24 protein-coding genes are annotated in these 24,451 nt (G+C 55.9%); 7 read left to right on the forward strand and 17 right to left on the reverse strand.

Annotation, left to right across the window (positions count from 1 at the left end):
• Nucleotides 1-9 precede the first annotated feature (9 nt).
• The 3 genes from H6X51_RS11340 to H6X51_RS11350 form a co-directional block, all read right to left on the reverse strand.
• Nucleotides 10-861 (reverse strand): fumarylacetoacetate hydrolase family protein, encoded by an 852-nt coding sequence (locus tag H6X51_RS11340; protein WP_074779589.1) that lies wholly within the window; start codon nucleotides 859-861, stop codon nucleotides 10-12.
• Nucleotides 861-1,967, reverse strand: a complete 1,107-nt coding sequence (locus tag H6X51_RS11345; protein WP_185267640.1) for an amidohydrolase family protein — start codon at nucleotides 1,965-1,967, stop codon at nucleotides 861-863. Before H6X51_RS11345 ends, H6X51_RS11340 begins: the two co-directional genes overlap by 1 nt.
• A gap of 437 nt (nucleotides 1,968-2,404) precedes the next feature.
• Nucleotides 2,405-3,115 carry a TetR/AcrR family transcriptional regulator gene (locus tag H6X51_RS11350; protein ID WP_074779593.1) on the reverse strand — a complete coding sequence of 237 codons (711 nt, stop codon included), beginning with the start codon at nucleotides 3,113-3,115 and terminating at the stop codon, nucleotides 2,405-2,407.
• A gap of 176 nt (nucleotides 3,116-3,291) precedes the next feature.
• On the opposite strand from H6X51_RS11350, the gene H6X51_RS11355 reads away from it, so the two are divergent.
• Entirely contained in the window at nucleotides 3,292-4,923 is a 1,632-nt protein-coding gene (locus H6X51_RS11355; protein ID WP_074779595.1) for an ATP-dependent acyl-CoA ligase, read from the forward strand.
• 182 nt (nucleotides 4,924-5,105) lie between these two features.
• Here the strand turns inward: H6X51_RS11355 and H6X51_RS11360 are convergent, their stop codons facing one another.
• A complete protein-coding gene (locus tag H6X51_RS11360; protein ID WP_074779597.1) occupies nucleotides 5,106-5,906 on the reverse strand; it encodes an SDR family NAD(P)-dependent oxidoreductase in 801 nt (266 codons plus the stop codon).
• A 106-nt stretch (nucleotides 5,907-6,012) separates the two neighbouring features.
• Between H6X51_RS11360 and H6X51_RS11365 the strand changes: the two genes are divergently transcribed.
• Complete coding sequence (locus H6X51_RS11365; RefSeq protein ID WP_074779599.1) at nucleotides 6,013-6,762, forward strand: DUF2889 domain-containing protein; 750 nt, start codon at nucleotides 6,013-6,015, stop codon at nucleotides 6,760-6,762.
• A gap of 90 nt (nucleotides 6,763-6,852) precedes the next feature.
• On the opposite strand, the gene H6X51_RS11370 is transcribed toward H6X51_RS11365, so the two are convergent.
• The 4 genes from H6X51_RS11370 to H6X51_RS11385 all read right to left on the reverse strand — a co-directional run bounded on the left by H6X51_RS11370 (nucleotide 6,853) and on the right by H6X51_RS11385 (nucleotide 10,753).
• Entirely contained in the window at nucleotides 6,853-7,413 is a 561-nt protein-coding gene (locus H6X51_RS11370; RefSeq protein WP_074779601.1) for a 3-phenylpropionate/cinnamic acid dioxygenase subunit beta, read from the reverse strand.
• A gap of 29 nt (nucleotides 7,414-7,442) precedes the next feature.
• Complete coding sequence (locus tag H6X51_RS11375; protein ID WP_185267641.1) at nucleotides 7,443-8,846, reverse strand: aromatic ring-hydroxylating dioxygenase subunit alpha; 1,404 nt, start codon at nucleotides 8,844-8,846, stop codon at nucleotides 7,443-7,445.
• 178 nt (nucleotides 8,847-9,024) lie between these two features.
• A complete protein-coding gene (locus H6X51_RS11380; protein ID WP_074779606.1) occupies nucleotides 9,025-10,023 on the reverse strand; it encodes a fumarylacetoacetate hydrolase family protein in 999 nt (332 codons plus the stop codon).
• 28 nt (nucleotides 10,024-10,051) lie between these two features.
• On the reverse strand, nucleotides 10,052-10,753 hold the full coding sequence (locus H6X51_RS11385) for an SDR family NAD(P)-dependent oxidoreductase (protein ID WP_185267642.1): 702 nt from the start codon (nucleotides 10,751-10,753) through the stop codon (nucleotides 10,052-10,054).
• A gap of 145 nt (nucleotides 10,754-10,898) precedes the next feature.
• Between H6X51_RS11385 and H6X51_RS11390 the strand changes: the two genes are divergently transcribed.
• The gene (locus H6X51_RS11390; RefSeq protein ID WP_074779610.1) at nucleotides 10,899-11,294 is read left to right on the forward strand and encodes a Zn-ribbon domain-containing OB-fold protein; all 396 of its coding nucleotides are present in this window, start codon (nucleotides 10,899-10,901) and stop codon (nucleotides 11,292-11,294) included.
• A gap of 2 nt (nucleotides 11,295-11,296) precedes the next feature.
• Complete coding sequence (locus H6X51_RS11395) at nucleotides 11,297-12,487, forward strand: thiolase family protein (RefSeq protein WP_185267643.1); 1,191 nt, start codon at nucleotides 11,297-11,299, stop codon at nucleotides 12,485-12,487.
• 3 nt (nucleotides 12,488-12,490) lie between these two features.
• Here H6X51_RS11395 and H6X51_RS11400 read toward each other — a convergent pair whose 3' ends face one another.
• From H6X51_RS11400 to H6X51_RS11440, 9 genes are all read right to left on the reverse strand, one after another.
• Complete coding sequence (locus H6X51_RS11400; RefSeq protein WP_185267668.1) at nucleotides 12,491-13,285, reverse strand: IclR family transcriptional regulator; 795 nt, start codon at nucleotides 13,283-13,285, stop codon at nucleotides 12,491-12,493.
• A gap of 105 nt (nucleotides 13,286-13,390) precedes the next feature.
• Nucleotides 13,391-14,983, reverse strand: a complete 1,593-nt coding sequence (locus H6X51_RS11405) for an MFS transporter (protein ID WP_074779616.1) — start codon at nucleotides 14,981-14,983, stop codon at nucleotides 13,391-13,393.
• Between the two features lie 45 nt (nucleotides 14,984-15,028).
• A complete protein-coding gene (locus tag H6X51_RS11410; protein WP_074779618.1) occupies nucleotides 15,029-15,913 on the reverse strand; it encodes a fumarylacetoacetate hydrolase family protein in 885 nt (294 codons plus the stop codon).
• 2 nt (nucleotides 15,914-15,915) lie between these two features.
• Nucleotides 15,916-16,857: a VOC family protein gene (locus tag H6X51_RS11415; protein WP_185267644.1), complete on the reverse strand. Its 942-nt coding sequence runs from the start codon at nucleotides 16,855-16,857 to the stop codon at nucleotides 15,916-15,918.
• A gap of 36 nt (nucleotides 16,858-16,893) precedes the next feature.
• Nucleotides 16,894-17,652 carry an SDR family NAD(P)-dependent oxidoreductase gene (locus H6X51_RS11420; protein ID WP_074779623.1) on the reverse strand — a complete coding sequence of 253 codons (759 nt, stop codon included), beginning with the start codon at nucleotides 17,650-17,652 and terminating at the stop codon, nucleotides 16,894-16,896.
• A 45-nt stretch (nucleotides 17,653-17,697) separates the two neighbouring features.
• Complete coding sequence (locus tag H6X51_RS11425; protein ID WP_074779625.1) at nucleotides 17,698-17,919, reverse strand: ferredoxin; 222 nt, start codon at nucleotides 17,917-17,919, stop codon at nucleotides 17,698-17,700.
• A gap of 243 nt (nucleotides 17,920-18,162) precedes the next feature.
• Complete coding sequence (locus H6X51_RS11430) at nucleotides 18,163-18,570, reverse strand: alpha/beta hydrolase domain-containing protein (RefSeq protein ID WP_185267645.1); 408 nt, start codon at nucleotides 18,568-18,570, stop codon at nucleotides 18,163-18,165.
• Between the two features lie 388 nt (nucleotides 18,571-18,958).
• Nucleotides 18,959-19,723 (reverse strand): hypothetical protein, encoded by a 765-nt coding sequence (locus tag H6X51_RS11435; RefSeq protein WP_074779629.1) that lies wholly within the window; start codon nucleotides 19,721-19,723, stop codon nucleotides 18,959-18,961.
• 32 nt (nucleotides 19,724-19,755) lie between these two features.
• On the reverse strand, nucleotides 19,756-21,408 hold the full coding sequence (locus H6X51_RS11440) for a methyl-accepting chemotaxis protein (RefSeq protein WP_328795663.1): 1,653 nt from the start codon (nucleotides 21,406-21,408) through the stop codon (nucleotides 19,756-19,758).
• A 167-nt stretch (nucleotides 21,409-21,575) separates the two neighbouring features.
• Here H6X51_RS11440 and H6X51_RS11445 point away from each other — a divergent pair, with 167 nt between their 5' ends.
• The 3 genes from H6X51_RS11445 to H6X51_RS11455 are packed head-to-tail and all read left to right on the forward strand — an operon-like array spanning nucleotide 21,576 to nucleotide 24,449.
• On the forward strand, nucleotides 21,576-22,853 hold the full coding sequence (locus H6X51_RS11445) for an MFS transporter (RefSeq protein WP_074779631.1): 1,278 nt from the start codon (nucleotides 21,576-21,578) through the stop codon (nucleotides 22,851-22,853).
• Between the two features lie 22 nt (nucleotides 22,854-22,875).
• Nucleotides 22,876-23,196: a 2Fe-2S iron-sulfur cluster-binding protein gene (locus H6X51_RS11450; protein ID WP_074779633.1), complete on the forward strand. Its 321-nt coding sequence runs from the start codon at nucleotides 22,876-22,878 to the stop codon at nucleotides 23,194-23,196.
• A 17-nt stretch (nucleotides 23,197-23,213) separates the two neighbouring features.
• Entirely contained in the window at nucleotides 23,214-24,449 is a 1,236-nt protein-coding gene (locus tag H6X51_RS11455) for an NAD(P)/FAD-dependent oxidoreductase (RefSeq protein ID WP_074779635.1), read from the forward strand.
• The last annotated feature ends 2 nt before the right edge of the window (nucleotides 24,450-24,451 follow it).

Genomic DNA, 24,451 nt, shown 5'->3' on the forward strand with positions numbered 1-24,451 from the left:
AAGAGCCTCTTATACATTTTTTTCACTGACCACGTTGCGTAGCGTACCAATACCCTCGACGGAGGCTTCCACGACATCCCCTGGACTCAGGAAACGTCCGGTTCCCATGCCAACACCGGCAGGTGATCCGGTGAAGAGAATATCTCCGCAGGCGAAACTCGACCGCGCATGCACGAAAGCAATCAGCTCGCCCACATCCCAGGTCATGTCGGCCGTTGTTCCGTCCTGACGTACTTCGCCGTTTACCGCCAGTGTCAGACGCAGCTTGGGCGAGCCCTGTGGAAACTCATCCTTGGTGACAATCCACGGCCCTACACCCGTGGTGCGATCCTGGCTTTTGGCAGAAAACAGATCCATGCCAATACCTTTAGGGCCGCTACGCTGCAGATCTCGCGCACTGACGTCATTGCCCACGGTATAGCCGAGCACACAAGCAAGCGGGTTCTGCAGATCGATCTGGCTGCTGCCGATCACCGCCACAAGCTCCACCTCATGATCCAGCTCCTTGGTGAGTGGTGGGTAACGGATTGGATCATTCGCGCCAATCAAGGCACCGTAGGCCTTGAGGAAAGCGACCGGCTGGACGGGTGCGTCAAGTCCGAAATCATCCTGCAGATGCGCAAGATAGTTGGCACCCGCCACCACCACACGATTGGTCGGATCAACTGGTGGCAGGAGCACGATATCAGCCATCGTCACTGGCTTGGCAGCCAGTGACAATGCGCTGATCCCGGCACCACCGGCGACTCGGGGTGCCCATTCCTGAAAATCACCCAGGATCGGATTGACTTCGTCATGCTCGAGATCGACGACCGCCCAGAAGGGCTTGCCGCCGTTAAAAGAGCAGCGTGCCAGTTTCATCAGGCACCTACCTTACCGGCTGATTTGGCGGGGTCTCCCACCTTGCCGACCTTTGCCGGATCCAGGTGCAGCAGCTCACAGGCATTCTTCCACCGGATGCGATCCATATCTTCCTGGGAAAGCTTCAGATCCGAGGTCAGGTCATGACGTACTGCATCACTGCCGCCAAAATTGGAACCGTAAAGCACCCGGTCAGCACCAATCACTTCCACCATTGCCTGGCGCATGGGCACCTCGTGCAATTCGACGTCAAAATAGAAGTTACGCAGATACTCCAGGAAAGGCTTCTTGTTATAGGACACGTCAAGGTTCGGGTTGGTCTGCGCCATCCGACCGAGCTGATAGGGTACATAACCGCCGCCGTGCGTAATGTAGACCTTCAGGTTCGGGAAGCGATCGAATACACCACCGTTGATCATGTACCAGAAACATTTGGTTTCGTCGTAGTTCATGCCGACGATCGCGGTTGTTTCGTAACGGTCGGTATTGGCTTCCTTGCCCCAGGTCACTGACTGGTTGTAGCCGTGCACAAACATGGGCACATCCAGGTCACACAGCGCCTCCCAGACGGGATCCATTTCCGGCGAATCGAACTCCAGTCCGCCGAAGTTGGAACCACCGGCTACCAGGCCTTTGGCGCCCAGCTCGGTGACCGCCCGACGAATCTCCTTGGCCGCCTCGACGGGCACGTTCAACGGTGCATGCGCCCAGAACATAAGGCGATCAGGTGCTCCGGAGCAATACTTGGCCAGTGAGTCGTTCACCGTTCTGGCAAAGGGAACGCCAAACTCGGGTTCAGCCCAGTACATGTAGCAGTGACTTGGCACGGAGATGACCTGGGCATTCTGACCAGCGGCGTCCATCCCGGCGAGGCGGTGCTGGGGGTCAGCCCATTTGGCCATGTACTCGGCTACCTGCAGCGTTTCGCCGCGGGCGTGGGCCTCGCGCAAGGCCTTTTTCCGTTCCGGCGCGCCCAGTGTCAGAATCCATTCGCCAACACGCAGCTTTATATCGCCATCAGACTGCGATTCAAAAGCCGGCCCCCAATGCGGGTGCTGGTCGTAGTATTCCGGGTGCGGCGCATGTGCATGAAGATCGATAAGCATGAGATAAATCCCTGTTCTGATTGTTCTGGGTGAAAGCGCGCAGGCGTTGAATATCTCAATACGCCTGGCTTGCATGCGACAGCATAATACATATTGAGCATAATTCAAAAATCTGTTCAATTTTTTTGTAGTCTGAACAGGTTTCTGGCGTAAAGCATCAAGTCGATTCTACCGCTCCCAACACTGGGGGAAACCAGATAACCAATTGTTTTTTAACAGATTATTTGACCAACCATGAACAAAACGCGCAGCAGTCAGCAGCGTTTCGCGGGGAAAGGTGCAGAGAAACATACGAAAAGATTGGCGAAGCGGCTTGCTACAGATTCTGTAGCAGTGTTCAAACATCGTAAACCGGAGCACTACAGCTATAACGCAAAGCGCATTCCAGGCCCCCAGGGCCGGGGGCGGGAATGTTCCGGGGCAGCAGGTCCCCGAATTCAGCGACGGGTTCGGGAGGTGGAACCCATGATCAATGAAGCGAAAAGTCTTTTCACCCGCACGGGCAACAGCCGCCGACCAGCTCTCTCCGGAACTAGCACCTCGCTCAGCACATAACGAATAATCATTTCGCAGATCAACTCCCTGTCCAGCTTGACCCCAAGCCTCGCATCCCAGTCATCGAAGACGATATCCAGCGTATCCTGAAAACGAAGGATCGAATCATGAAAGATACGCCTGAAGAAACCCAGCGCATATTCCGGTGCCACAACCAGCAAACGCTGTGCCCGGCTTTGCTCCAGGTAGTCATCGATAAAGCTGATCAACGCATTGAGCCGCGCTTCAGGCTCCTCGACAGTGCTGATCGTATTGAGCAGAACCTGATGGAAATCATCCCGCTTGTGGCGGGAGAACGTATCAAGCAGATCCTCCTGGGAGGAAAAATAACGGTAGAAGGTACCGCGGGACACACCTGCCAGCTTGCACACCTCAAGAATGGAAATACGATCAGCACCAGAAAGCAGCACCACTTCTTCGGTGGCCCGCAAAATGCTGCTGATCGTTTCTTCAGATCGACGGTTGGGCTTCACTACCCGCGTTTTCCCCCCCGTCAGAACTGAATCCGGCCTACGCGCGGCACCCGAACGGCTTACTGACTCCCCCTTCCCCCTCATTACTTCAGTCTCTGCAGCTTCCTTATCAAGCATCATGTCCCCCTCCTGTCAGCGTCATCAAAGGCTACTCTATCAGTTTAACTGGTCACAATCAGCAATTTCTGTTCAACTCAGGCTAGAGACAACGCGAAAAATACAATATAGAATTAAATTCTGTATTAAAAATAAAACCACCAGACTCCCATAGTGAGCTGGCCGGAAGGAGATTTCGTATGAGCGGTACTGGAAATGCAGAGACGTGGTTCGTTGGAGAGCAGGACACGGTGATCGCAGCGCTGGATCGAGCTGTTGCACGCCATCCAGAACGAGTCTTCCTCGACTTTAGCGGAGAGTTATACACTTTTCGTGATGTTGATTTAATTTCTACCAAGCTTGCCCACTCCCTGTCTGAACTGGGTGTTCAGGCTGGCCATACGGTCGTCACCATGCTGGACAACAATATTGACGCTGTTGTCTGCTGGCTGGCAGTTAACAAGCTCTGCGCTGTCAGTGTGCCCATCAATACCGCCTTGCGCGGGGAGTTCCTGCGCCACCAGATAGCCGATGCCGACACCCAGCTGCTGATTTGCGAAGCGTCTTACCTGGAACGCGTAGCCGCCGTCGCCGGTCAGCTTGATGCCCTCAAGCTCGTTCTTCATCGCGATACACTTGAGACAGCTATCGACTGTGCAGTTCCCGTTGCCGCGCTTGATGAGCACAGAGGTCAGGATGCGACGCCGTTTGAAGTGAAGCCAGCGCCGTCCGATCTGTCCTGTTTGATCTACACCTCAGGCACCACCGGCCCCTCCAAAGGATGCATGGTCAGCTACAACTTCATGTGCAATCTGGCGCGCTTGCAGCTGCGTTCCGGCTCGGCAAATGAAAATGACGTCACCATCACTCCCTTGCCCCTGTTTCATATGAATGCTCTGTGCGTGACCATCATCGCCAGCATCATGGTTGGCGCCCGGGCCGCCATCCTCCCCCGCTTCTCCGTTTCCAACTTCTGGCCGGAGGTGGAACGCAGCGGTGCGACCATCGCCTCCATTCTTGGTGGCATGGGTGGGCTTCTGGCAAAAGCTCCAGACAACGATGCAATGAAGCGCTGCTACGGGCAAATTCATACTGCCCGCGGCAATCCTTACACGGAGGAAACCAAGGAAATATGGCGTTCACGCTTCGGCACACAGCTCGTTGGCGGCAACGGCTACGGCCTTACCGAAGCCTGCGTGATTACCTCGCTTGCCGCTGGCGAGTATGCCAAGCCCGGTTCATCCGGCAAGCGCATTCCGGATTTTGACGTGCGTATCGTGGACGATAATGATCATGAAGTTCCGCCCAACGTACCGGGGGAAATCGTTGTGCGCCCGCTACGCCCGGATATCATGTTCCAGGGGTACTGGCGCCGACCTGAAGCAACATTGGAACTGATGAGGAATATGTGGTTTCACACCGGAGACATCGGGAAGTTCGATGAAGACGGGTTTTTCTTCTTCGTTGATCGCAAGAAGGACTATCTGCGACGCCGTGGTGAAAACATATCCAGCTTCGAAATGGAGTCAGCCTTCGCCGTCCACCCGGCCATTTCAGAAGTGGCAGTACACGCGGTACTGTCAGACAAGGGCGAAGACGATGTGAAAGTTACCGCCATTCTGCACGAGGGCGCGCAACTCGCGGAGGAGGAGCTGTTTCACTGGGCCATGGATGCAGTGCCCTATTATGCCCTCCCCCGCTATATCGAATTTCGCAGCACCTTGCCCAAGAACCCCCAAGGCCGCGTGCTCAAATACCAGTTGCGTGATGAGGGCAAGACAGAAAACACCTGGGATCTGGAAGATACCAACATCAGCGTCAAGAAACGCTGATCTCCCCTATAGCTCTGCGCAATGCGCAGAGCTATCACTCTCATGACCGCTGCCCACAGCTCCGCAGCTGTCTGAAGCCAAGAGTATCTGAGGCATGAGTTACTACCAGGCAACAGAAGATCTGCGAGAAAGGCATTAAGGGCCTCGGATCCTTCTGATCCAGACCCTCCACACAACCGAACTCAGTACTCCTTCACGGGTATATCGGCGGGTCTTGAGTTGTAGCCCGGCAGGTGTAGGCCGCCATCCACATGAATCGACTCTCCCGTCACGAACCGCGCCATCTCGGAAGCGAGGAAGGCTACTACCGGGCCAATATCCGCTTCAGGCTCGCCGCTGCGCCCCAAGGGTCGCATGGATGCGGAGCGCTCTGCGAACCCCGGATTCTCGGCCGCCAGCTTGTGAAAGGTGGCACCCATTGCGGTCGGTGCGATGGCGTTCACTCTGATATTGAAACGCCCCCACTCGGCAGCCGCGCTGCGCGTAAGACCGAGGATCGCCGACTTGGCGGTATTATAATCGGCATGCAGCCAGGCACCGATCTCCGTATCGATGGAATAGAAATTTATGATGGCTCCACCACCCCGTTTGCGCATCAATGGCAACGCCGCGCGCATGGCCCACCAGGCTGCCCATACCGTCGTGCCCAACGTCTGCTCGAGCATCTCATCGGATTTATCTTCCATCAGCACATTGGGTGTGGGGGCAAAAGCGTTGTTGACCAGAATATCCAGCCCGCCAAAGTGCTCCTCCGCAGCCTGAACCGCATCAATTATATTCTGCTTATCCGAGACATCTGTCTTGAAGAACAAGGCCCGGCCACCCTGCGCGCGCAGATCGGAGACGACCGCTTCGCCCAGGGCCGGGTTCAGCTCGGCAACCACAACAGCCGCGCCTTGTTTGACAAAATAGCGCGCGACGCCTTCCCCGATGCCTCCGCCGGCACCGGTGATCAGGGCAACCTTGTTCTCGAGCAGTCTCATAATCAGCAGCCTTCTTAATAAACACTTTTTTTGTTAATGTTCATGTTATCCCACATTTATCGGTTCTTCCACTTCAAATCCACTTCGTTTTCCAAGGGCATATATAATGATTTTTCGTCGTCGCGTGGAAATCCACACACAGCATAACGGTGAAGTTCGAGCGGCTCTGGAAGATGACTTCCACCATTTCAGAGTCAGCATTCAACACCAGCACGGGACTGTCACCGCAGTGAAAGGTTACGCTGTCCGATACCCTTTCACAGCCTGCCCGGCCGCTGCAAAACCACTCGAGTCACTGATAGGCATGTCCCTATCCGACATAGCCCACAGCGTCACCAGGGTAACGGACAGCCGCCATCAATGTACCCATATGCTTGATCTGGCGGGACTGGCTATCGCTGCCGCAGCGCGGAGTACATTGCACCGCGTATACGACATCACCATCGCCAAACGGGTGGCTGGCCGCACGGCACCCCAGCTACTGCGGGATGGCCAGCTGGCTCTTCAATGGCAGACTCAGGGAACGCTCATAGAGAGCCCTGCCCTCTATGCCGGAGTTGATCTGAATCATGGCATGGCTGGCTGGGCGATCAAGACCCTGCCGCCGGAAGAGGCCGAAGCCGCTTTGTTATTGCGCCGCTGCACGATCATTTCACGGGGGCGTGAATTCGACCTGGACGCAGAACAACATGCCCGCAGCACCGGGCTCTGTTTTGCTCAGCAACCTGAGCGCGCCGAGCACGCCTTGCGCATGAAAGGCTCGACCCAGGATTTTACCGGCCGCGGCGATCAGCTTTGCGCCGGAGATCGGGACTGGCTCGCGGGACTTGAAGACCAGATCCGTCCTGCCACCTGACTGACCCTTCTCAAGCCGCACTTCAACCCATCAAGAAGAAGCCCGCCAAATAGGCGGGCTTCTGTACTGTCAAAGCAACCGAACAGCCTCTTACAGAAACACGGCCAGATTGGCGGTTCCGAGTACTGACTGATCCAGCAGGGCTTCACGCTTGGCCAGCTTGAAGCTACCATCCGTCTCCCGACGAATGAGATCCCGACGCTCGCAACTGATCACATCCACATGATGATCACTGAAACGACTGCGTGTCAGCAGCAGGTAGCTGGTGACGGCAAACTCATTCGGATTGGCCGTTTCACGAATCAGAACGTTGGTAATCAGGCGTCGTGTACGCGACGGTGGATCCTCAGCCCAGGCGCTCTGACCGGAAAGCCGCAGGATGCGCCCCATTACCGAACGATAATCATCATGAAAATGCATCACTGACCGCACAAAGCTCTTGGCATGATCCACGCCCAGACGGGTATGGCGTAACGGTGCGGTATAGACCAGATCGGTGGCTAGACGCGCGCCCCACTCGTTCAGGCGTAACTGGTCGAGCAGCGCCGCCTCTTCGTATAGAAAAGTGAGGATGGCACTGTATTCAGCCGATCCGACAGCTACATATTGACCCTGACTCACATCAGAGTTCTGTTCTTGAACTTGCTGCATGAGAAGCTCCTGTTCTTGTTGATCTGGGTTTATTCGGCGTTCATCAGCTCGTTCCAGTACAGCCACCAATGCCACTGAGTATCGTCCTTGGTGAAGCCTTCGTTGACGATCCCCGGGCCAGGCCAGCCTTCAGGTTTGCCGGTTTCATATACAGCCTGATACTTCAGCGTCATGTGGCGACCCATAGCCCCCTTGGCGGCCAATGTCATATGCGGCCAGGTATCAGAGTCGTCCTGTTCAACCATGCCGGAGGTGCCGAAAAGTTGAATAGTCTGCTTCAACATCTTCTCACGCAATTCTTCCGGAGCGTCTTTCTCTGCGAAAATCCAGTTGCAGAACTCAAGCTTGTTGGGGCCGCGCGGGATATAGGTATGCATGGTCATGGAGCCGACCACTGACCCATCCGGCTGTGGAATATAGACAAATCCGAAGAGAATATTCGGGAACATGCCGCCCACCTGCGGAGGCATGGACGTCAGAACCTTGAGTTGATCCTCTGTCAGGTTGTTCGACAACTGCGCGACCATATCTTTGGTCATGCCTGCAGGCGGCAGTGCATCGAGCTTCTGTTGAACGGTCAGATCGTCAGGCTCCAGGCCTGTCAGACGGCGGATTTTGCGCGCCAGGTCGATGCAGCGGAGCGCATGACCATGGGGAGAGCTGACTTCCACGCCATACATTTCTGGGGTCAGATCGGGCTCATCACTTTCCTCTTCTGCAGGCCCCTTCTTCGAATAGTTACCGACCTCTCCGAGCCAGCGGTGCAGAGTGAGCGTATGGAAACCATCCGCTGCAGACTGCTCACCGGCCGTTTTCCAGTTCGCATTGACGATAAAACGCTGTGGTGGCCCGAGAACCTCCATGCCTTTGTCGCTGCGCAGGAAAAGCATGTCGTAGTACCACTTGGCATCACCAAGAAACTCATCAAACGACGGACCATCGATATTCCAGGTGGCGAAGATCAGTCCACCATAAGAAACGGAGCGTGCTTTCTTCAGACCAAGCTCGGATTCTTCGAGTATCGTGCCGTGCATACACTCGCGCTTTACCGGTGAGCCGATAAAGTCACCGTTAGGACGGAAAGCCCAGCCGTGATAAATACATTTATGGATTGTGGCGTTACCGCAATCAGTCAGCGCTACACGCATGCCCCGGTGTGGGCAGACGTTCAGAGTGACATGAATTTCACCGTTCTTGTCACGGGCAACGATAACGGAATCGGATCCCATATCACGTACAATGAAATCATTGGGCTCAGGAATCTCTGATTCGTGACCCAACATCACCCAGGTACGACCGAAGATCTTTTCCATCTCCAACTCGTAGATTTCAGGATCAGACAACACGCGCATCTGTACTTCGCGGGTTTCCGGGTAGATTAGCTCTGAAATCTTGGTGCCGTCAGAGAGCACCGGGCTGGAATTAGTGAGCATATTCGCCTCCAATTATTAAGGATCTTATTCAGGCTTCTTCAAGCACAAAAATAAACACTTATTCAATATTTGTACACTAAATTACAGGTTCATTTGTTACGAAACTTAGTGAAATCAATTAAATCTGCGTTAACACGCACTCCCTGAGCAGCTTGAGCTACTCGTGCCGCTGCAAGCATCAGAACGGATTGCCAGGCGAGCCTACCTGTGTGCTCAGCTTACCGATGCCATCTATCTCCAGCTCCACCACATCCCCTGGCTTGAGATACCGCAACTGCTCGAGCCCGCAGCCGTTGCCTACCGTACCCGACCCCAGGAACTCGCCCACATGAAGGGTTTCGGATTGCGAGATGTGTGCAATAACGTCCTCGAACTGCCAGCGCATATCCCGGGTATTACCGCGCCCCCACTCTTCGCCGTTGACGCGTGCGATCATGTTCAGATCGTAGGGATCACCCAGCTCGTCTGCAGTGACCAGGCAAGGCCCCATGACGTTGGCCGTATCGAAATCCTTGCCCTTGGCCGGACCGAGCATGCCGCTCATCTCCTTGGCCTGGGCATCACGGGCACTGATGTCGTTGAAAATGGTGTAACCAAAGATATGTTCGCGAGCATTTTCACGCTTGATATCCTTGCCCTTCCTGCCGATGTAGCAGCCGAACTCGAGCTCGAAGTCCAGCGCCTTGCTGAAGGCGGGCCACTCGAACTGGTCATCAACGCCTACCACGGCAAACCGGTTGCATTTGTAATAGATAGGTTGACGATTAAAGGTATCAATAACCCGATCATCGGCGCTGGTACTCATCGCCTTGAGCGTCGCCTCAGGGTCAGGCGTACGCATCGCACGCAAGCGGCGCGCGGCCGCAAAACTCTGGCGCAGATGCAGCTCGAAGCAGGAACAGTCCCGCATCTGTGGCGGCGGCTGAATGGGCGCACGCAGATGCACGGCAGCCCGCTGACGTACAGCCTCGACAGGCGCTTTTGCAAGTAGCGACCGCGCCAACGACAACCCCTCCTCACCGGCCTCGGCCAGCGCCAGTACACTGCTCAGCGCGGCCGAGCGGCCACCTTTGAGAAGGGTATAGGCCTGCTGCAGATCAAGAACTGCCTGATCCTGGTCAAACAGAGCACCTGCCAGTTCCAACCCCTCGTCATTGACAAAAGTGACCAATCTCATGGGTGCAATCTCCTTGTTGTGATGCCGCTCATACCCGACCGCTCACCGGCAAACAGGCACCCGTGATGACCTGCCCTTCCGCAGTCAGCAGGAAGGCGATGACAGCGGAAAGCGCTTCAGGCGTCACCCAGCTGGAAAAGTCTTGATCCGGCATCTCCGCCCTATTGCCAGGCGTATCGATGATGCTTGGCATGACGGCATTTACCGTCACATCCCGGCTCTTGAGCTCTTCGGCCAGGGATTCGGTAAAGCGGGAAACGCCTGCCTTGGACGCTGCATAGGCCGCGACCCCACAGCCTGCCTTGAGTGCAGCGAGGGCGCTCACATTGACCACTCGCCCGTTGCTTGCCTTCAGAATATGTGGCAGCGCCGCGCGGGTACTTACCACTGCGGTTCGCACGTTCATCTGATACATGCGATCCCAGGTATCAAGCGCCCCGTCTTCAAAGGCTTCCCAGGCAAAGCCGCCCGCCACGTTGACGATCGCGTCGATATGGCCGAAGGCATCGGCAACCTGATGCATCGCTGACTCTGCTGAAGCAGGGTCGGTGAGATTGACTTCACCCAATGACAGAAAATCGGAGTGACCGGGAATGGCAGTGGGAGCCGGATTCAGATCCAGCGCGGCTACACGGGCACCGCGCTCAAGAAGCAACCTTGACAGAGCATTGCCGAGCACGCCAAAGCCGCCCGTCACGATTACTACGCGGCCTTGCAGACTAAGGTTCATCTAGAGGTCCTCTACGAGCTAATCTTATCTTTATTAACGCGAACCAAACAGCGCGGCTCGACCCAAATTATTAGAACACTTTTTTAATATATGTACAAATGATACTCTTGGCAAACTCAAGGCTGCCCCTTACAGGAACTGCGTGATGCCCAGAAAGCTGCCCGCTCTCACTGCCGATAACCACTCATTCTGGCAGGGAGGCAGGAATGGAGAATTGCTCATTCACCGATGTGAAGCGTGCAAGCGGTATTTCCATCCACCCTCCCCGATCTGCCCCACGTGCACCAGCTTTGAGGTGGCACCGCAGCGCGTATCGGGCAAGGGCGTGATAGCCAGCTTCACCATCAACCATCAGCCCTGGACACCCGAGCTCGCGGCCCCCTTTGTCATCGCCATCGTCGAGCTGCAGGAGCAGAAAGACCTCCGCTTCGTCACAAATATCGAAGACACGCCGCCCGAGCAGGTGCATATAGGAATGAAAGTGCGGGTGCGGTTCCAGCAGGAAGATGACGTCTGGTTACCCCTATTCGTGAAGGATTGAGCATGCACGACCGACAGTACGAGAAAGATGTCGCCATCACCGGCATCGGCCAATCAGAAGTGGGCCGCCCGTCTACCTTATCGGGGATGCGCCTTACTCTGGATGCCTGCCTGGAAGCAATCAATGATGCGGGCCTGCGCAAGGAGGACATAGACGGCATAGCCTGCTGGCCGGGCGACAACAATAACGGGGACAGCTTTTCGCCAGTGGGCCCGCTTGCGCTGAAAAACGCTCTCGGGCTGGAGGTCAACTGGTTTGGAGGAGGTTATGAAGGACCGGGCCCCCTGACAGGCCTGATCAATGGTGCCATGGCAATCGCCAGCGGCATGTGCCGACACGTGCTGGTGTTTCGCACCATCACTGAATCCTCAACCCGGCAACACAACAAGCAGGCCTCTGCACTGAGCAACAAGACCCTGGGCCGAGACAGCAGCTTTGCCTGGCAGTGGTATACGCCCTTCAATGTCCTGTCCGCGGCTAACCTCATGGCCATATATGCGCAGCGCCACTTTCACGACTATGGCACCACCTCCGAGCAACTGGCACAGATAGCCCTCACTTGTCGCCGCAACGCGCAGCGCAACCCCAAGGCAATCTATCGATCTCCGATGAGCATGGATGACTACATGCAGTCCCGGATGATCTCCACCCCGCTGCGCATGTTCGATTGCGACGTTCACTGCGATGCGTCGACGGCCATCATCCTGTCCCGACGGGATGTCGCCAAAGACTGCCGCAACCCCCCGATCCGTATCGAAGCTATCGGGGCAGCTCTCAATCAGCCCTGGTCATGGGATCAGATTTCCCTTACCGAAGGCGCAGCATTCGATGTGGGCCGAATGATGTGGTCTCGCACCGACCTCAAACCGAAGGATGTCGGCTCCGCTCAGTTATACGATGGTTTTTCCATCTTGACCATGATCTGGCTGGAAGCGTTGGGGTTGTGCCCAAAGGGTGAAAGCGGGCGTTTTGTAGAGGGTGGCCAGCGTATTGCGCTGGACGGGGAACTCCCGATCAATACCAACGGCGGGCAGCTCTCCGGTGGCCGCACGCACGGTCTGGGTTATGTACACGAAGCCTGCCTACAGTTGTGGAACAAGGCAGAAGGTCGGCAGATAGCCGATCATCAGGTAGCGGTAACTGCTGCCGGTGGCGGCCCGCTGGGGGGAAGTCTTCTGCTGGTGCGCGATTGAAGATTAGAACAGCACATCCTGCAATTCATTGCACAGACCGCAAAGCGCCTTGCCGAGCTCGCTGATGCCATCCTCGTCTCGCTGGCCACGGAACATGACCGCCGACACAGTGTAATCGATCGTCCTGGCCGGCGAGTATACCGGCGCGGCTACCGCCAGAATGCCAATTGAAAAATGGCCATCGTCAATTGCCCATCCGCGCTCGGCGGCGTCTGCCACCTGTTGTCGATAGGTGGCATAGGACAATTGCCCTCCCCAGCGAATTTTTTCAAACATTTCGCGTGGCTGCTCAGCATCCAGATCCAGCTCAGACGCATACAAACGACCACTCGCACCCATCAGGATGGGCACCCGCTGCCCTTCACTCATATTGATACTGACATCCGTAGGGCAGGTTGCGGAACTGACGATAACACTCCTGTCACTTCCCATCCGACGCCACAGCGTGACAGTCACTTTTGAGTCGGCTGCGAAGCTTTCCAGCAACGGCTTGGCCCGCTGCACCTTTTGCCCCTGGGTCACGAATTGCTCGACCAGACGGGCCAAGCCAAACCCCGCAGAATAGCGTTTAGAGATTGGGCTGAACTCGACCATGTCTTCGGCCACCAGCGTTCTGAGGATATTGAAGCAAGTGCTCGGGTTGATATCGAGCTTCCTGGCGATATCCACGGAGCGCGCCGGAGCGCCGGCCTGGCTCAGGAAGCGGAGTATGCGAACGGCATTGACCACCGGTTTAACAGTTACCAGGGACGATTTCGCCATATTTCTGTCACTGTCGCGTGTCACTTCAGCATCCATTTTCAAAGTTTCGCTTCTATGATTGGGGAGGTATATTGATGATGCACTGTATGACAGTATATATAATATTCTCTATCAAGAATAGAATTTTGATAACGATTTACATCAGCGCCAAATTGCTTCTACATCGGCCTGATAAATATAGCGCTTGGTTGCCGTGCCCGCGTCAACGAGGTAATGCTTGAGCGCCGCCTCCAGCGCTTGATCCGAGTGGGTAACCCTGGCTCGCTGGCGAAGATAATCCAACCAGGACTCCACGATAAAGCGCTCAACGAAACGTTCCGGGTCGGCCAGATCGCGATACAGCCGCCAATTTCGCGCCCCGTTTCGGCGTCTTGCCTTACCTACAGCGTAGGCAGCCCGGATGAACTCCGTCTGGTTTTCTGAGCCAGCCCGATAGCAGATTTCAACCGATACCGGCCCATCAGAATGCGATACTTCCCCAGCAATCAGCAGCTTGTCAGTCTGTGAAACACTCCTGTAATCGGCTTCGCTACCGAGGACGAAAATACCATTACGCGTAAGCAGCAATCCCAGAACGATGGCCGCAGCCGATATCAACAAGCTGCCGGTGGTTCCCAGATGTTCAGCCAGGAACCCCCAAACTGCGCCGCCCAGCGCCATGGCGCCCATGTACATAAGTAAATACACCGAGGCGACTCGCGCCCGAACCCAGTCAGCCGCGCAGGTCTGGATGATAGTCGCAACGGTCGCATTCACCGCCATCCAGGCAATCCCTGCGATCACCAACAGCAGCCAGACCAGCCATGCCGATTCCAGTAACGCCGCAGCAGCGGTCACCAGCGCGAAGACGAGCGCGCCCACAACCACCAGATTTCTGAGCGGGAAGTGCCTATAGAAACGAGTCAGATTGACCGCGGCAATCACCGCGCCTGCGCCCAGCGCGCCCATCAGCATGCCATAACCATCCGCCTCCATACCCAGCCGGTCTCTGGCAATCAGCGGCAGCAAAGCCCATAACGCGCTGGCGCAACTGGTAAACACGAAGACCTGTTTCAGCGAACTGGTGAGCCGCACGGAGTGGCGGATATAGCGCAGCCCGCTGCGCATACCGCCTACGAAGGTTTCAGGCGGCAGCACCTCAGGCAGCCGATGGGCCCGCCACAGCAACAGAAAGAGCATTACCGACAGAAAACACAGGACGACCAACGAGAACATGGACGCCGGGCCGGCCAATGCGATAAGCAAACCGGCCAGCGCTGGGCCTACCGCACGCGCCACGTTGGTCGAAATAGCATTCAACGCTACGGCAGCCGGGACGATATCACGCGGGATCAAGGTTAACGTCACGGCCATCCAGGCGGACATGCTCAAAGCGCTCCCCGTCCCCAGAACGAAGGTCAGTATCAGCAATGACCAGACATTGAGCGCGCCGATCAGGCTCATGACCAACAGCACGGCCGCTGCCGTCAGCATCAGTGCTTGTGTGAACAGTAGCCAGTACTTCCGGCTCACCAGATCCGCAATGACGCCACCCGGCAGACCGAAGAGAAATACCGGGAGCGTCATGGCTGTCTGGATCAGCGATACCATCCACGCTGATTCGGTCAGACCCGCCATGATCCACGCTGCGCCGACGGTATGCATCCAGATGGCGAGATTGACGACGGCGCCAGCACCCCAGAACCAACGGAACTGCGGATGCGTCAGCGGAAACCAGGTGGCCTGTTGATTCATATTTCGCTTTTTTCTCTCGTAGCAAACACCGGCGACGTCACCACGTTATGGCGTCGGAAACCCCAGTCGCCCTGCGCGTCTGGAGCTGGTCAGTTTTCGCCGGTGGCCGACCCGGTTGCGCATCAGGCCGATGCCGTCAATGGATGCTTCGACCAGATCGTCCGGCTGCAGGAACCGACCCGTCTCCAACCCCACCCCATGTGTGGAACCGGTCAGCACCACATCCCCTGGACGAAGCGCTATGCGTGCGTCCAGGTAATTGAGCAACTCATCCAGAGGAAAAATCATCTCCCGCGTATTATCTTGCTGCCGCAGCTCGCCATTCACCCGCAGCTGCATGTCCAGCTCAGGCTGACCACCACCACCGAACTCATCAAGCGTACACACCCAAGGCCCGATCGGGCTTGTAGCGTCCATGCCTTTCTGTGTGAAAAGATCCAGCCGTCCCAGTGCCCTGCCGGCGTCCCGCGCACTGACATCATTTCCGATCGTGTAGCCCATCAGACATGTCGTGGCATGTTCTGCATCGTCCAGGGGCGCACCGACAACAGCAACCAGCTCGATTTCATAATCCAGCTCGCTTGTCATCGCTGGATAGGAAATCACTCCGTCAGGATCAACGATTGCGGAATCGGGTTTCATATAGGCGAGAGGATGAGGAGGGGCGGAACTACCCAGGCGAGTCAGGTGCGATAAATAATTAAGCCCGACGCCGAAGATACGGGCACCGGGCTCGATGGGGGCTATGAGGCGAAATCTATCTGGCTCAAGCGCTGTCGGCGACAGGTCGAGGGCCCCGATATCTCCCCTGTTGACGCTGCCGGCCCAACGGGAGAACGGGGCATTTATGCGCTGACCAAAACCTGTATCAGAATGCAACAGAACCCAGTACCGCTCGCCCTTCGCATCTTCTACTCTAGCCAGTCGCACCTCTAACCCTTCTTGGCCTTGAATTCCGGATCGCCAACCTCTTCTGGCGTTTTAACGCTAGGCCCCAGAATCGGGCCAACCAGCTCGTGGCCCCACACGCTCATTTTCTCTGGATTCAGCTCGAACCCATCGTCATGCCAGGGTTCACTTTCGGCTATACATTCGAAAGCGAAGCCTGAAGGATTGAAGTGGTAGAAGGAAATATGTGGATCCTGGGAATGCTGACCCAGCGTCATCATCATCTGCAGCTCGCGCTTCTTCACGATATCGTAGGTCTCGCCCACGTCGCGCAAGCTGCCAACAAACAGACCGACGTGTTGAATCCCCATACGGCCAGGAGCGTGCCCATAGGCGATATCATGGCTGGTGAAGGTATTCAGCCTGGAGCGGAAGAACCCAGTCTTACCCTTGCCAGCACCCGAGCCATACCAATGGAAGCCCATGATATTTATAAGGAAGTCTTCCAACTCTGGTGGAAACTCGGATGTCATCAGCACGACATGGCCCAACCCTCTTCTGCCAGCAAGATAGCCGCCATGGCGACGTCCTGGCACAAAGGAATCAGGTAGCCACTTCTGCCCGTAGAACAGTTCATGCCGGAAGCCCACCGGGTCAAAGAAGCGGATCAGCTCCTTGACGCCGCGCTTCTCGCACAGCTCGGCGTCGCCCACGGTAAAGTCCACGCCGGCATCGGTAAACTTCCGGCAGGCTGCTTTGAACTCCATGCGCCCTTTGGCTTCCCAACCGAGATAGGCCAGTCGATCAACTTTGCCAGGATGAAAGGCGAGACGGTGGCGGCGATCGTCCATACGGAAATACAACGAATCCGGATCGCCTTCCGGATTCTGACCTATCGCAAAGCCCATTACCGCCGGACCATAGTCGCGCCAGGCATCAAGGTCAGTGGCTTCAAAGCCCATGTAACCCAGTCCAATAATATCCATCTGTTCCTCCTCGTTCTGCCAGGGACGGGTGGCTGGCTATATAGCCAGAAGTCCACCATCAATGACGATATCCGACCCCGTAATGAATGACGCCTCGTCCGACGCCACGAATACGGCCATCGAAACGACTTCTTCCGGCTCCCCCGGGCGATCCATCAGCACTCCGTCAAGCAGCGCCGCTCGCGCTACCGGGTTCTCCATGAACGCTGCCGTGCCTGGCGTAGCAATGAAACCGGGGCTCAGGCTCACTGCGCGGATACCTACCGGTGCGCCCTCCACTGCCAGCTGGCGGGTGAAAGAAACCACTGCGCCCTTGGCGGCGGAATGAGCAGAAATACCGGCCACCTTGGATCCACCCCACGCAGCAGTGGAGGACACGTTGATGATCACGCCCTTTTGTTCAGCCAGATGGTTCCACGCGTATTTGGTAGTGTAAAACAGCAGATCCACTTCATTGCGAATGGTAAAGTTCCAATCTTCAATGGACATGTCCTGGACAGGAGCAAAGCGGGCAGCGGAAGCGTTGTTGTACAGAATGTCGATCTTCCCACACTCGGCCACTGCGGCCTCCACCCAGGCCTTGGCCTGTTCGTGGTCGCCAAGGTCCACCGGAGCGCTACCGTACAGGGTGAAACCTTCCTCTGAAAGCAGATCGGCGGTGATCTGATGCTCGGCGGCATTGGTATCACAACCCACCACCAGGGCTCCCTCACGCGCAAAACGCAGCGCCGCAACTCTGCCCTGCCCTCCACCAGTACCCGTGATCAGAGCAACCTTACCCTTTAAACGTCCCATGAAATCTACCTCGCAACGACCATGACGGATGACCGGGCTTGCCGGTTATTCTTCAATCTTTACCAACCAGAGTGCTTCGGCTGGGCAAGCTGCAGCGCCTTCACGGGCGGCTTCCTCCAGTTCCGGCGCAATCCGGTCGTCGTCGAAATAAACCAGACCATTGTCGTCAAGCTTGTAGACTTCGGGGCAGATTGAGGCACACAGACCATAACCGCAGCAGCGACCACGATCAGCAACAGCACGGAAAACAAACTTATCTGAACTCATACCTTTATCCTCTTTATTCGTCAGGCTCAGCCAGGGACATAATGAACATAAAATTCATTTTTGTAAATTTTTAGTTAGCTAATAGTCGCCCATTTCACTAACAAAGAGGCATTCCAGCGGACCGCTACGGTTATGCCAACCAATAACCCCTTTAAAATCAGCCATTAAGCCAAATCCACTCAACATCCCTGACGACATACGCAATAAGCACAAAAACAAATAAAATGTTCATATTCCTAGGCGTCAGGGGGAGTTCTGTACTCGCTTCGCCGCATCGATAGGTGCTTGCCCGTCCGCAGGGCGAATAAACCCCTTGTCAACCGCCTCTTCGGTGGCTGCAGTCCACGCGTTCACAAATACCTGCTGAGTTGGGTACCGGGCGTCCAGCTCAGTCGCATTGTAGGGTGTGGTGGTGCCGAACAGTCCGCAGAAACCGTTACCGCCGGAGTTGCCGGTTCCACTGAGTACGGCAAGCGGTACGTCGACGAAGGGTGTACGTATGCCGCCCAGAGCATTGCCCGAAGCATCACGCTTGAGCCTCGGGCTGTAGAGAGTGAAATCGATCGCCTGCAATTGGTTCGCGGTGGCCGGAGGGTTGCCTGTTCTGCCCCACTTATCCAACGCATGGATACGAATGGATAGGGACTCCACCTACCAAACTACTGGAGGTTTCTGGGCAAAAGCAAGTTGTTCTGGATGTGTCTGCCTGGCTATTCGCGGCTGCCGAAAGGCATCGCTCACTTACCACGTCCTTCTTCAGCAATCCGTCCCAGAACATCATCCTTGCTCACCTGGAAAACATCCTCATTATCCAGGTCACAGAGCATTACCAGAAGCAGGGATCTACAGCAAAGGCCTGCACGGCGAAGTCGCAGTGCGCTGCTTCGTGGGTGCCTTGCTGGGGCTGTGGCTATGGTGGGTACGACATGGCTATCCCTGCTCTGCATTTGACGCGCTCATGAATAACGGCGTATGGCCCGCATCAACAGGCCGCATCGTCAGGCCCGAGAAGCCATAGCGACTCGGGATACAGAGCAAATCATTTAGTGAGTTCAATTGCGGCCTGATCAATTTTCAACATCGCCATGCCCAGATAACGTCCGACTCCATTGGGCATCCATCGACCACCCTGATTGAATAACTGCTCCCGGGAAAAAGCATACTGTCGTGCAGGGTCCGCAAGTTGTTTTTCCAACGCCGGATTTAGGGCGGACAAGCCGGTGAAGCTATCTAGAACCCGCTGGTCTTGATCAAGCACTTGCTGGGCAGACATGACCCACTGCTCCGCTCCAAGGCGGCTGAACGAAGCTATCTGATATCCCAGCAGCAGTTGACCTATATCACGGCTCAGAGCATGCAAACTGCTTTGCAGCTCTTCAGCATTATCGATACGCCTATAGTGCGCATCCAGTAGTTCCTGTAGGCGCGCATGGGAGTCCACCACAGGCAATAACCAGCGTGTATAGCCCGGAGACGTTCTTCGCAGTTCAACCTCCGACTGTGGTAGCTCGGCCGTGTCGGCCACGCTCGATTGCAGGCGGCTCAGTTCTGCGCTTACATCCTCAAGCCGCTGACTGGCGGCCAGGCTCTGTAAGCGGGTCATGCCCTGCAGATATGCCTGCTTATTGCGCAGCTCATAAGGGCTACCGTTTTCGTTGAAATACACCAGAATGTTGGCGCATACCGAAAAGCCCAACGAGCGCATCTCCTGTATCGCCTGCGCCGAACTCGCCTGTGTTGCATGGGCTGGCAACATCGCAACCAATAACGCAAAACCCCACGCGACCCACTTGAATCCCTTCATAAAAACCTCCAGCAAACTTGTCTGCGGCCCCTTCAGGTCCGGAAATGACTGACTGACAGCTCAAGCTCTCCTGCCAGCTCCCTTAGTGATGCCACGGCCGAGGTCACCTGATGGGAGATCAGATCCCCCTCTTCCGCCATTTTTGCGATTCGCTCTATACCCAGTGAAATATCCTTGCCGCCCTCATTCTGTATCTGCACCGCCGAAGCGATTTCACTCACCCCCGTACTGGACGCGCCGACCAGACCAGCCGCCTCCAGCAGCACATTCTCCAGTTCCTGGAGCAGCACCTGGCTGCTATCCAGTGCTGCCGCACCTTCATCCAGCACTCGCGTGACACTCCCTGACTGGCTTTCGAGTTCATCGGTAAGCTCATTGATGGAGTTGGCCGCCACGGCCGAACGCTGGGCCAGAATACGCACCTCATCAGCCACAACGCTGAAACCGCGACCACTCTCCCCCGCCCGCGCGGCCTCGATCGCGGCATTCAGTGCCAGCAGATTGGTTTGTGCGGAAAGCTCCTTGACCCGGTTGATGCTGTCAGTAATGGCAGTGGTGCTGGAGACGAAATCGCCGACCGATAGGGTGATCGCGGCGAAAGCATCCCGCACCCGGCAGATTTCATCCAGCAGCCTGGCCAAAGCTGAACGGCCATTCTCTGCCCCTCGCATACTGGCGTCGGCTGAAGACCGCAAATTTTCTGCATGCGAGGCAATGGAAGCGATACCCACGCTCATCTGCTCAACGGTGGATGAGGCCTGAATGGCCGCACCGGCCTGCTCATTGGCACCCCGTGCCACCTCATTGGAGGTGGTCACCAGCTCCTCCGCGGAGGCTCCGACCGACTCGGCAATACGCGTCACTTGCTGCACTGCCCTCTGCAGACTGATGATCAGCGCATTGAAGGCCATGGCTGTCTGGGCTATCTCGTCCCTGCCTGTCACCTCGACACGATGAGTCAGATCGCCGTCCCGCAGCTTGATAGCAGCCTGCTCGATCGCCTTGATAGAGCGCAGAATCTGATGACGCACCAGTAGCCCGACAACGAGCGCCAGTGCGATGGCGACCAGAACCGCAACCGCCAATGCCGTAGTAACTGATTTAGCAGTCGCGTCTGCCGATGTGAACGACATGCTGGCCAACTCCTTCTGCTGATCCAGATACAGGTTAAGGAGGCCGACCAAGCGCGTATAATCCGCCCTTACATAGCCTAGCTGCGATGGGGCCAGATACGGATTGTTCAGTGACGCGTCCGCGAGCTGCTCTACTCCCCCGCCAAACGCCACTGCCTGTTCCTGCAGGTTCTGGTAGAGCACCATCTCCTCTGCAGTGAGGCTCGCTGACTCAGACAGACCCTGCTCGATCCCTGCCAACATATCCTTCACACTGGCCCGCATGTCTTCCACGTAAAACTGCATTTCTTCTTCGGAGACATTACCCTCGCTCTGAATGACCTGAACCACAGCCGCGTAAGAGCCGACCATCGCTGCCTGAGAAGCGGCTGCAATGTCCAGTGCGCGCTGGTATTGACTGAAGCGGACATGCTCCACCTGGTGCAGCACAGCCTGCTGCCGCTTGAGCCCGTCATAAGCAACAGCGGAGATAACGATAAGCAGGAAAACAATCAGTGCGGGGGCAAATAAAAGCTTCGCGCCAATGGAAAAGCGGCTGAGCCATGGCATCATTATGGTACCTCGTTCCTTTTATTATTGTTGTGCTGCGGGAAAGGTGCCCGCGGTGTGGACAATCCGATCCTTATGCAATATTCTGACATCAGTATACAGTTCTGCAGTCAGAAATTGGTAGCATTTCTCCGATAAGCTGATGCCATAAAAAAAATGAAGGACAGCGTATGAATCATTCAAGCAATAGCGCCGCCATCGATTTTTCGGAATTTAGAACCAGTTGGCGGGTACTCATCCTGGCCTTGCTAGGCATTGGCATCAGCATCAATTCCTCATTGCTTTATGGCTTCGGAACCCTTGTCGTTCCGTTGGAAGAAGCCTTTGGCTGGAGCAGAAGTGCGCTGCAGGTAGCTATTACCTTTCTATTCGTGGGCGCAGTTATCTCGTTGCAACTGGTAGGCTGGTTCAATTTGCGTTTTGGGATCAAGAAAGTAACCGCAATTTCCACGTGCTTGACGGTGCTGGGTTATTTGGCGGCCACCCAGCTCGGTGAGTCGATCTGGAGCCTTTATCTGGCATTCACGATCATTCCGATATTGAGTATTGGCAACCTCGCTGTCACCTGGACTCAGTTACTCAACATGTGGTTTGAGAAGAATCGCGGTCTGGCGTTGGCTATTGGCCTCTCAGGAACCGGCCTCGCCGCAGCTACTGTCCCACCGTTGCTTTCCTGGGGCATTGGCATCTGGGGCTGGCAAGCAGCCTTTATCATGCTGGCCATGATCAACCTGCTTCTGCTGTTACCCCTCACCATCTGGTGGTTTTCGGTTCCAAAACCAAAGAGCCATAAAAGCGAAGCTGACAAGCAGGCGGCCCTGCGCAGTATTACCGGAATGACGTTCAAGGAAGGCTTCACCTCGAAGAACTTCTGGATCTGCAATATTGCCCTGGCGCTGGTGATGTCGGTGGTTATTGGGATGGTTACCAATACCATACCCATCTTGCGTGACCTCGGGCTCTCTGCAGAAGAAGCCGGCCTGGTATTCAGTGGTTTCGGTATTTCACTGGTTTTTGGACGAATCCTAGTCGGCTATCTGCTGGATCGCGTGTGGGCCCCAGGCATATCGGCCATCAGTCTGGCCATGCCTGCCATTGGCTGCCTGATCCTGCTCAGCGGAACAACCGATTTCACCTTGCTCTTGCTGGCAGCAATTGCAATTGGCTTTGGTGCAGGTGCCGAGTTCGATATTGCCGCATTTTTGGTCGCCCGCTATTTCGGGCTGAAAGAGTACGGCCGGCTGTATGGCTTTCATATCGGCTTATTGACCGCTACGGCGGCTGCGGCCCCTTTATTGTTTGCCGCCTTCTTGAGCCAGACGGGGTCGTATACAACCATGCTCGTTTACTGTCTTGTCTGCTCGATTGTGGGCCCACTGATGCTTCTGACCTTGGGTCGAGCCCCCCAATTTGAAACCCAACCCCCACTCAAGCCTGCTGTGGCCTGAAACCGTTGACTGGAGAAAAACAATGCCAACGATAACGCTGATCGAACATAACGGTACCCAACATTCCATTGTCGGTGAAGTGGGCCAATCCGTGATGCAAGCCGCCATGAATGCCATGATTCCCGGCATCCAGGGAGACTGCGGCGGTGCCTGCAGTTGCGCAACCTGCCATGCATTCGTTGACGAGGCCTGGGTGAACTCTGTACCACAAGCGGAAGAATGCGAGTCCGATATGCTTGAGTTCGCCAGTACACGCCAGGATAACAGCCGCCTTACCTGCCAGCTTGTCATTCAGGATGATATGGACGGCATAGTGCTGCGCCTGCCTGAATCTCAATACTGACGTACTCAGGAGTTGATATGTCGCTTTCGTCAGTTGTAATTGTCGGTGCCGGCCAGGCAGGTTTCCAGGTTGCCGCATCCCTGCGCCAAGGAGGCTTTTCCGGGCACATCTCGCTGATCAATAATGAACCTGGCTTGCCCTACCAACGCCCGCCGCTATCAAAAGCTTATCTACTGGGCAAAATAGCCACATCCAACCTGGCCTTTCGCCCGGAAGCTTTTTTCGATCAGCAACAGATAGAGTTGCTGCAGGACGATGCCATCACTATTGACCGGCAGAACCGGCATGTCGTTTTGGCCAGTGGCAAGAGCCTGCAATACGATCATCTGGTACTGGCTACAGGCGCGCACAACCGCCCTCTTTCGGTACCCGGCGATGACCTTCAAGGTGTATTTGGCATCAAGACCCTGGCCGACGCCGACGCGCTGGCCCCCAGGGTAAAAGACGCTCGTAACGTCGTGGTGATTGGCTCAGGCTTCATCGGTCTGGAATTTGCCGCCGTTGCCGCGGCATTGGGAGCGTCGGTTCATGTGGTGGATCTCGGGGATCGGCCCATGGCCAGGGCGGTTTCCAGCGACATGGCCGCCGTTTTCCGCCAGACACATGAATCCTGGGGCGTCCAGTTTCATTTTCATCAGGGCGTCACCCGACTCATCGGCGAAAATGGCCAGATTACCGCGATTGAAACCACTGACGGCAAGGTATTGCCCGCCGAACTCCTAGTCTACGGCATCGGTGTCATACCCAATATAACCATCGCCAATGAGGCGGGACTGGCAATCGAGAACGGTATCAAGGTCGACGCTAACCTGCTGACCTCCGATCCGCACATATCGGCCATAGGCGACGTTGCCTGTTTCCCATGCATCCAGAATGAAGGTGAGCATACCCGTATCGAATCAGTGCCTAACGCTATGGAACAGGCGCGAACCCTAGCCAGCAGGCTCTTGGGCAACGCCAAGCCATTTGATGCAGTACCCTGGTTCTGGACTGATCAAGGTAACCTGAAATTGCAGATCGCTGGCCTTTCCACCGGCTATGACAGCACGGTCAGACTGGGTTCGGAAGCAACACAGCAGTTCTCGGTACTGTGTTTCCGTAAGGGCCAGTTGGTTGCTGTCGAATCCTGCAATCGTCCCGGGGATCACCTGGCAGGAAAAAAAATTCTCTCTCGTCCACCGGAGCTTACCTCTGCCGAGGCCAGCGCACCCGGCTTCGATCTCAAAATCTGGGAACTGGCTCATCGTCCTTAGTC

The organism is Halopseudomonas xiamenensis (assembly GCF_014219065.1).
GTDB lineage: Bacteria > Pseudomonadota > Gammaproteobacteria > Pseudomonadales > Pseudomonadaceae > Halopseudomonas > Halopseudomonas xiamenensis.

What these genes read in the sequence shown, in the direction of transcription:
- H6X51_RS11340 (WP_074779589.1), bottom strand. Translation starts at nt 861, where the DNA reads ATGAAACTGGCACGCTGCTCTTTTAACGGCGGCAAGCCCTTCTGGGCG.
- H6X51_RS11345 (WP_185267640.1), bottom strand. Translation starts at nt 1,967, where the DNA reads ATGCTTATCGATCTTCATGCACATGCGCCGCACCCGGAATACTACGAC.
- H6X51_RS11350 (WP_074779593.1), bottom strand. Translation starts at nt 3,115, where the DNA reads ATGATGCTTGATAAGGAAGCTGCAGAGACTGAAGTAATGAGGGGGAAG.
- H6X51_RS11355 (WP_074779595.1), top strand. Translation starts at nt 3,292, where the DNA reads ATGAGCGGTACTGGAAATGCAGAGACGTGGTTCGTTGGAGAGCAGGAC.
- H6X51_RS11360 (WP_074779597.1), bottom strand. Translation starts at nt 5,906, where the DNA reads ATGAGACTGCTCGAGAACAAGGTTGCCCTGATCACCGGTGCCGGCGGA.
- H6X51_RS11365 (WP_074779599.1), top strand. Translation starts at nt 6,013, where the DNA reads ATGATTTTTCGTCGTCGCGTGGAAATCCACACACAGCATAACGGTGAA.
- H6X51_RS11370 (WP_074779601.1), bottom strand. Translation starts at nt 7,413, where the DNA reads ATGCAGCAAGTTCAAGAACAGAACTCTGATGTGAGTCAGGGTCAATAT.
- H6X51_RS11375 (WP_185267641.1), bottom strand. Translation starts at nt 8,846, where the DNA reads ATGCTCACTAATTCCAGCCCGGTGCTCTCTGACGGCACCAAGATTTCA.
- H6X51_RS11380 (WP_074779606.1), bottom strand. Translation starts at nt 10,023, where the DNA reads ATGAGATTGGTCACTTTTGTCAATGACGAGGGGTTGGAACTGGCAGGT.
- H6X51_RS11385 (WP_185267642.1), bottom strand. Translation starts at nt 10,753, where the DNA reads ATGAACCTTAGTCTGCAAGGCCGCGTAGTAATCGTGACGGGCGGCTTT.
- H6X51_RS11390 (WP_074779610.1), top strand. Translation starts at nt 10,899, where the DNA reads ATGCCCAGAAAGCTGCCCGCTCTCACTGCCGATAACCACTCATTCTGG.
- H6X51_RS11395 (WP_185267643.1), top strand. Translation starts at nt 11,297, where the DNA reads ATGCACGACCGACAGTACGAGAAAGATGTCGCCATCACCGGCATCGGC.
- H6X51_RS11400 (WP_185267668.1), bottom strand. Translation starts at nt 13,285, where the DNA reads ATGGATGCTGAAGTGACACGCGACAGTGACAGAAATATGGCGAAATCG.
- H6X51_RS11405 (WP_074779616.1), bottom strand. Translation starts at nt 14,983, where the DNA reads ATGAATCAACAGGCCACCTGGTTTCCGCTGACGCATCCGCAGTTCCGT.
- H6X51_RS11415 (WP_185267644.1), bottom strand. Translation starts at nt 16,857, where the DNA reads ATGGATATTATTGGACTGGGTTACATGGGCTTTGAAGCCACTGACCTT.
- H6X51_RS11420 (WP_074779623.1), bottom strand. Translation starts at nt 17,652, where the DNA reads ATGGGACGTTTAAAGGGTAAGGTTGCTCTGATCACGGGTACTGGTGGA.
- H6X51_RS11425 (WP_074779625.1), bottom strand. Translation starts at nt 17,919, where the DNA reads ATGAGTTCAGATAAGTTTGTTTTCCGTGCTGTTGCTGATCGTGGTCGC.
- H6X51_RS11435 (WP_074779629.1), bottom strand. Translation starts at nt 19,723, where the DNA reads ATGAAGGGATTCAAGTGGGTCGCGTGGGGTTTTGCGTTATTGGTTGCG.
- H6X51_RS11440 (WP_328795663.1), bottom strand. Translation starts at nt 21,408, where the DNA reads ATGATGCCATGGCTCAGCCGCTTTTCCATTGGCGCGAAGCTTTTATTT.
- H6X51_RS11445 (WP_074779631.1), top strand. Translation starts at nt 21,576, where the DNA reads ATGAATCATTCAAGCAATAGCGCCGCCATCGATTTTTCGGAATTTAGA.
- H6X51_RS11450 (WP_074779633.1), top strand. Translation starts at nt 22,876, where the DNA reads ATGCCAACGATAACGCTGATCGAACATAACGGTACCCAACATTCCATT.
- H6X51_RS11455 (WP_074779635.1), top strand. Translation starts at nt 23,214, where the DNA reads ATGTCGCTTTCGTCAGTTGTAATTGTCGGTGCCGGCCAGGCAGGTTTC.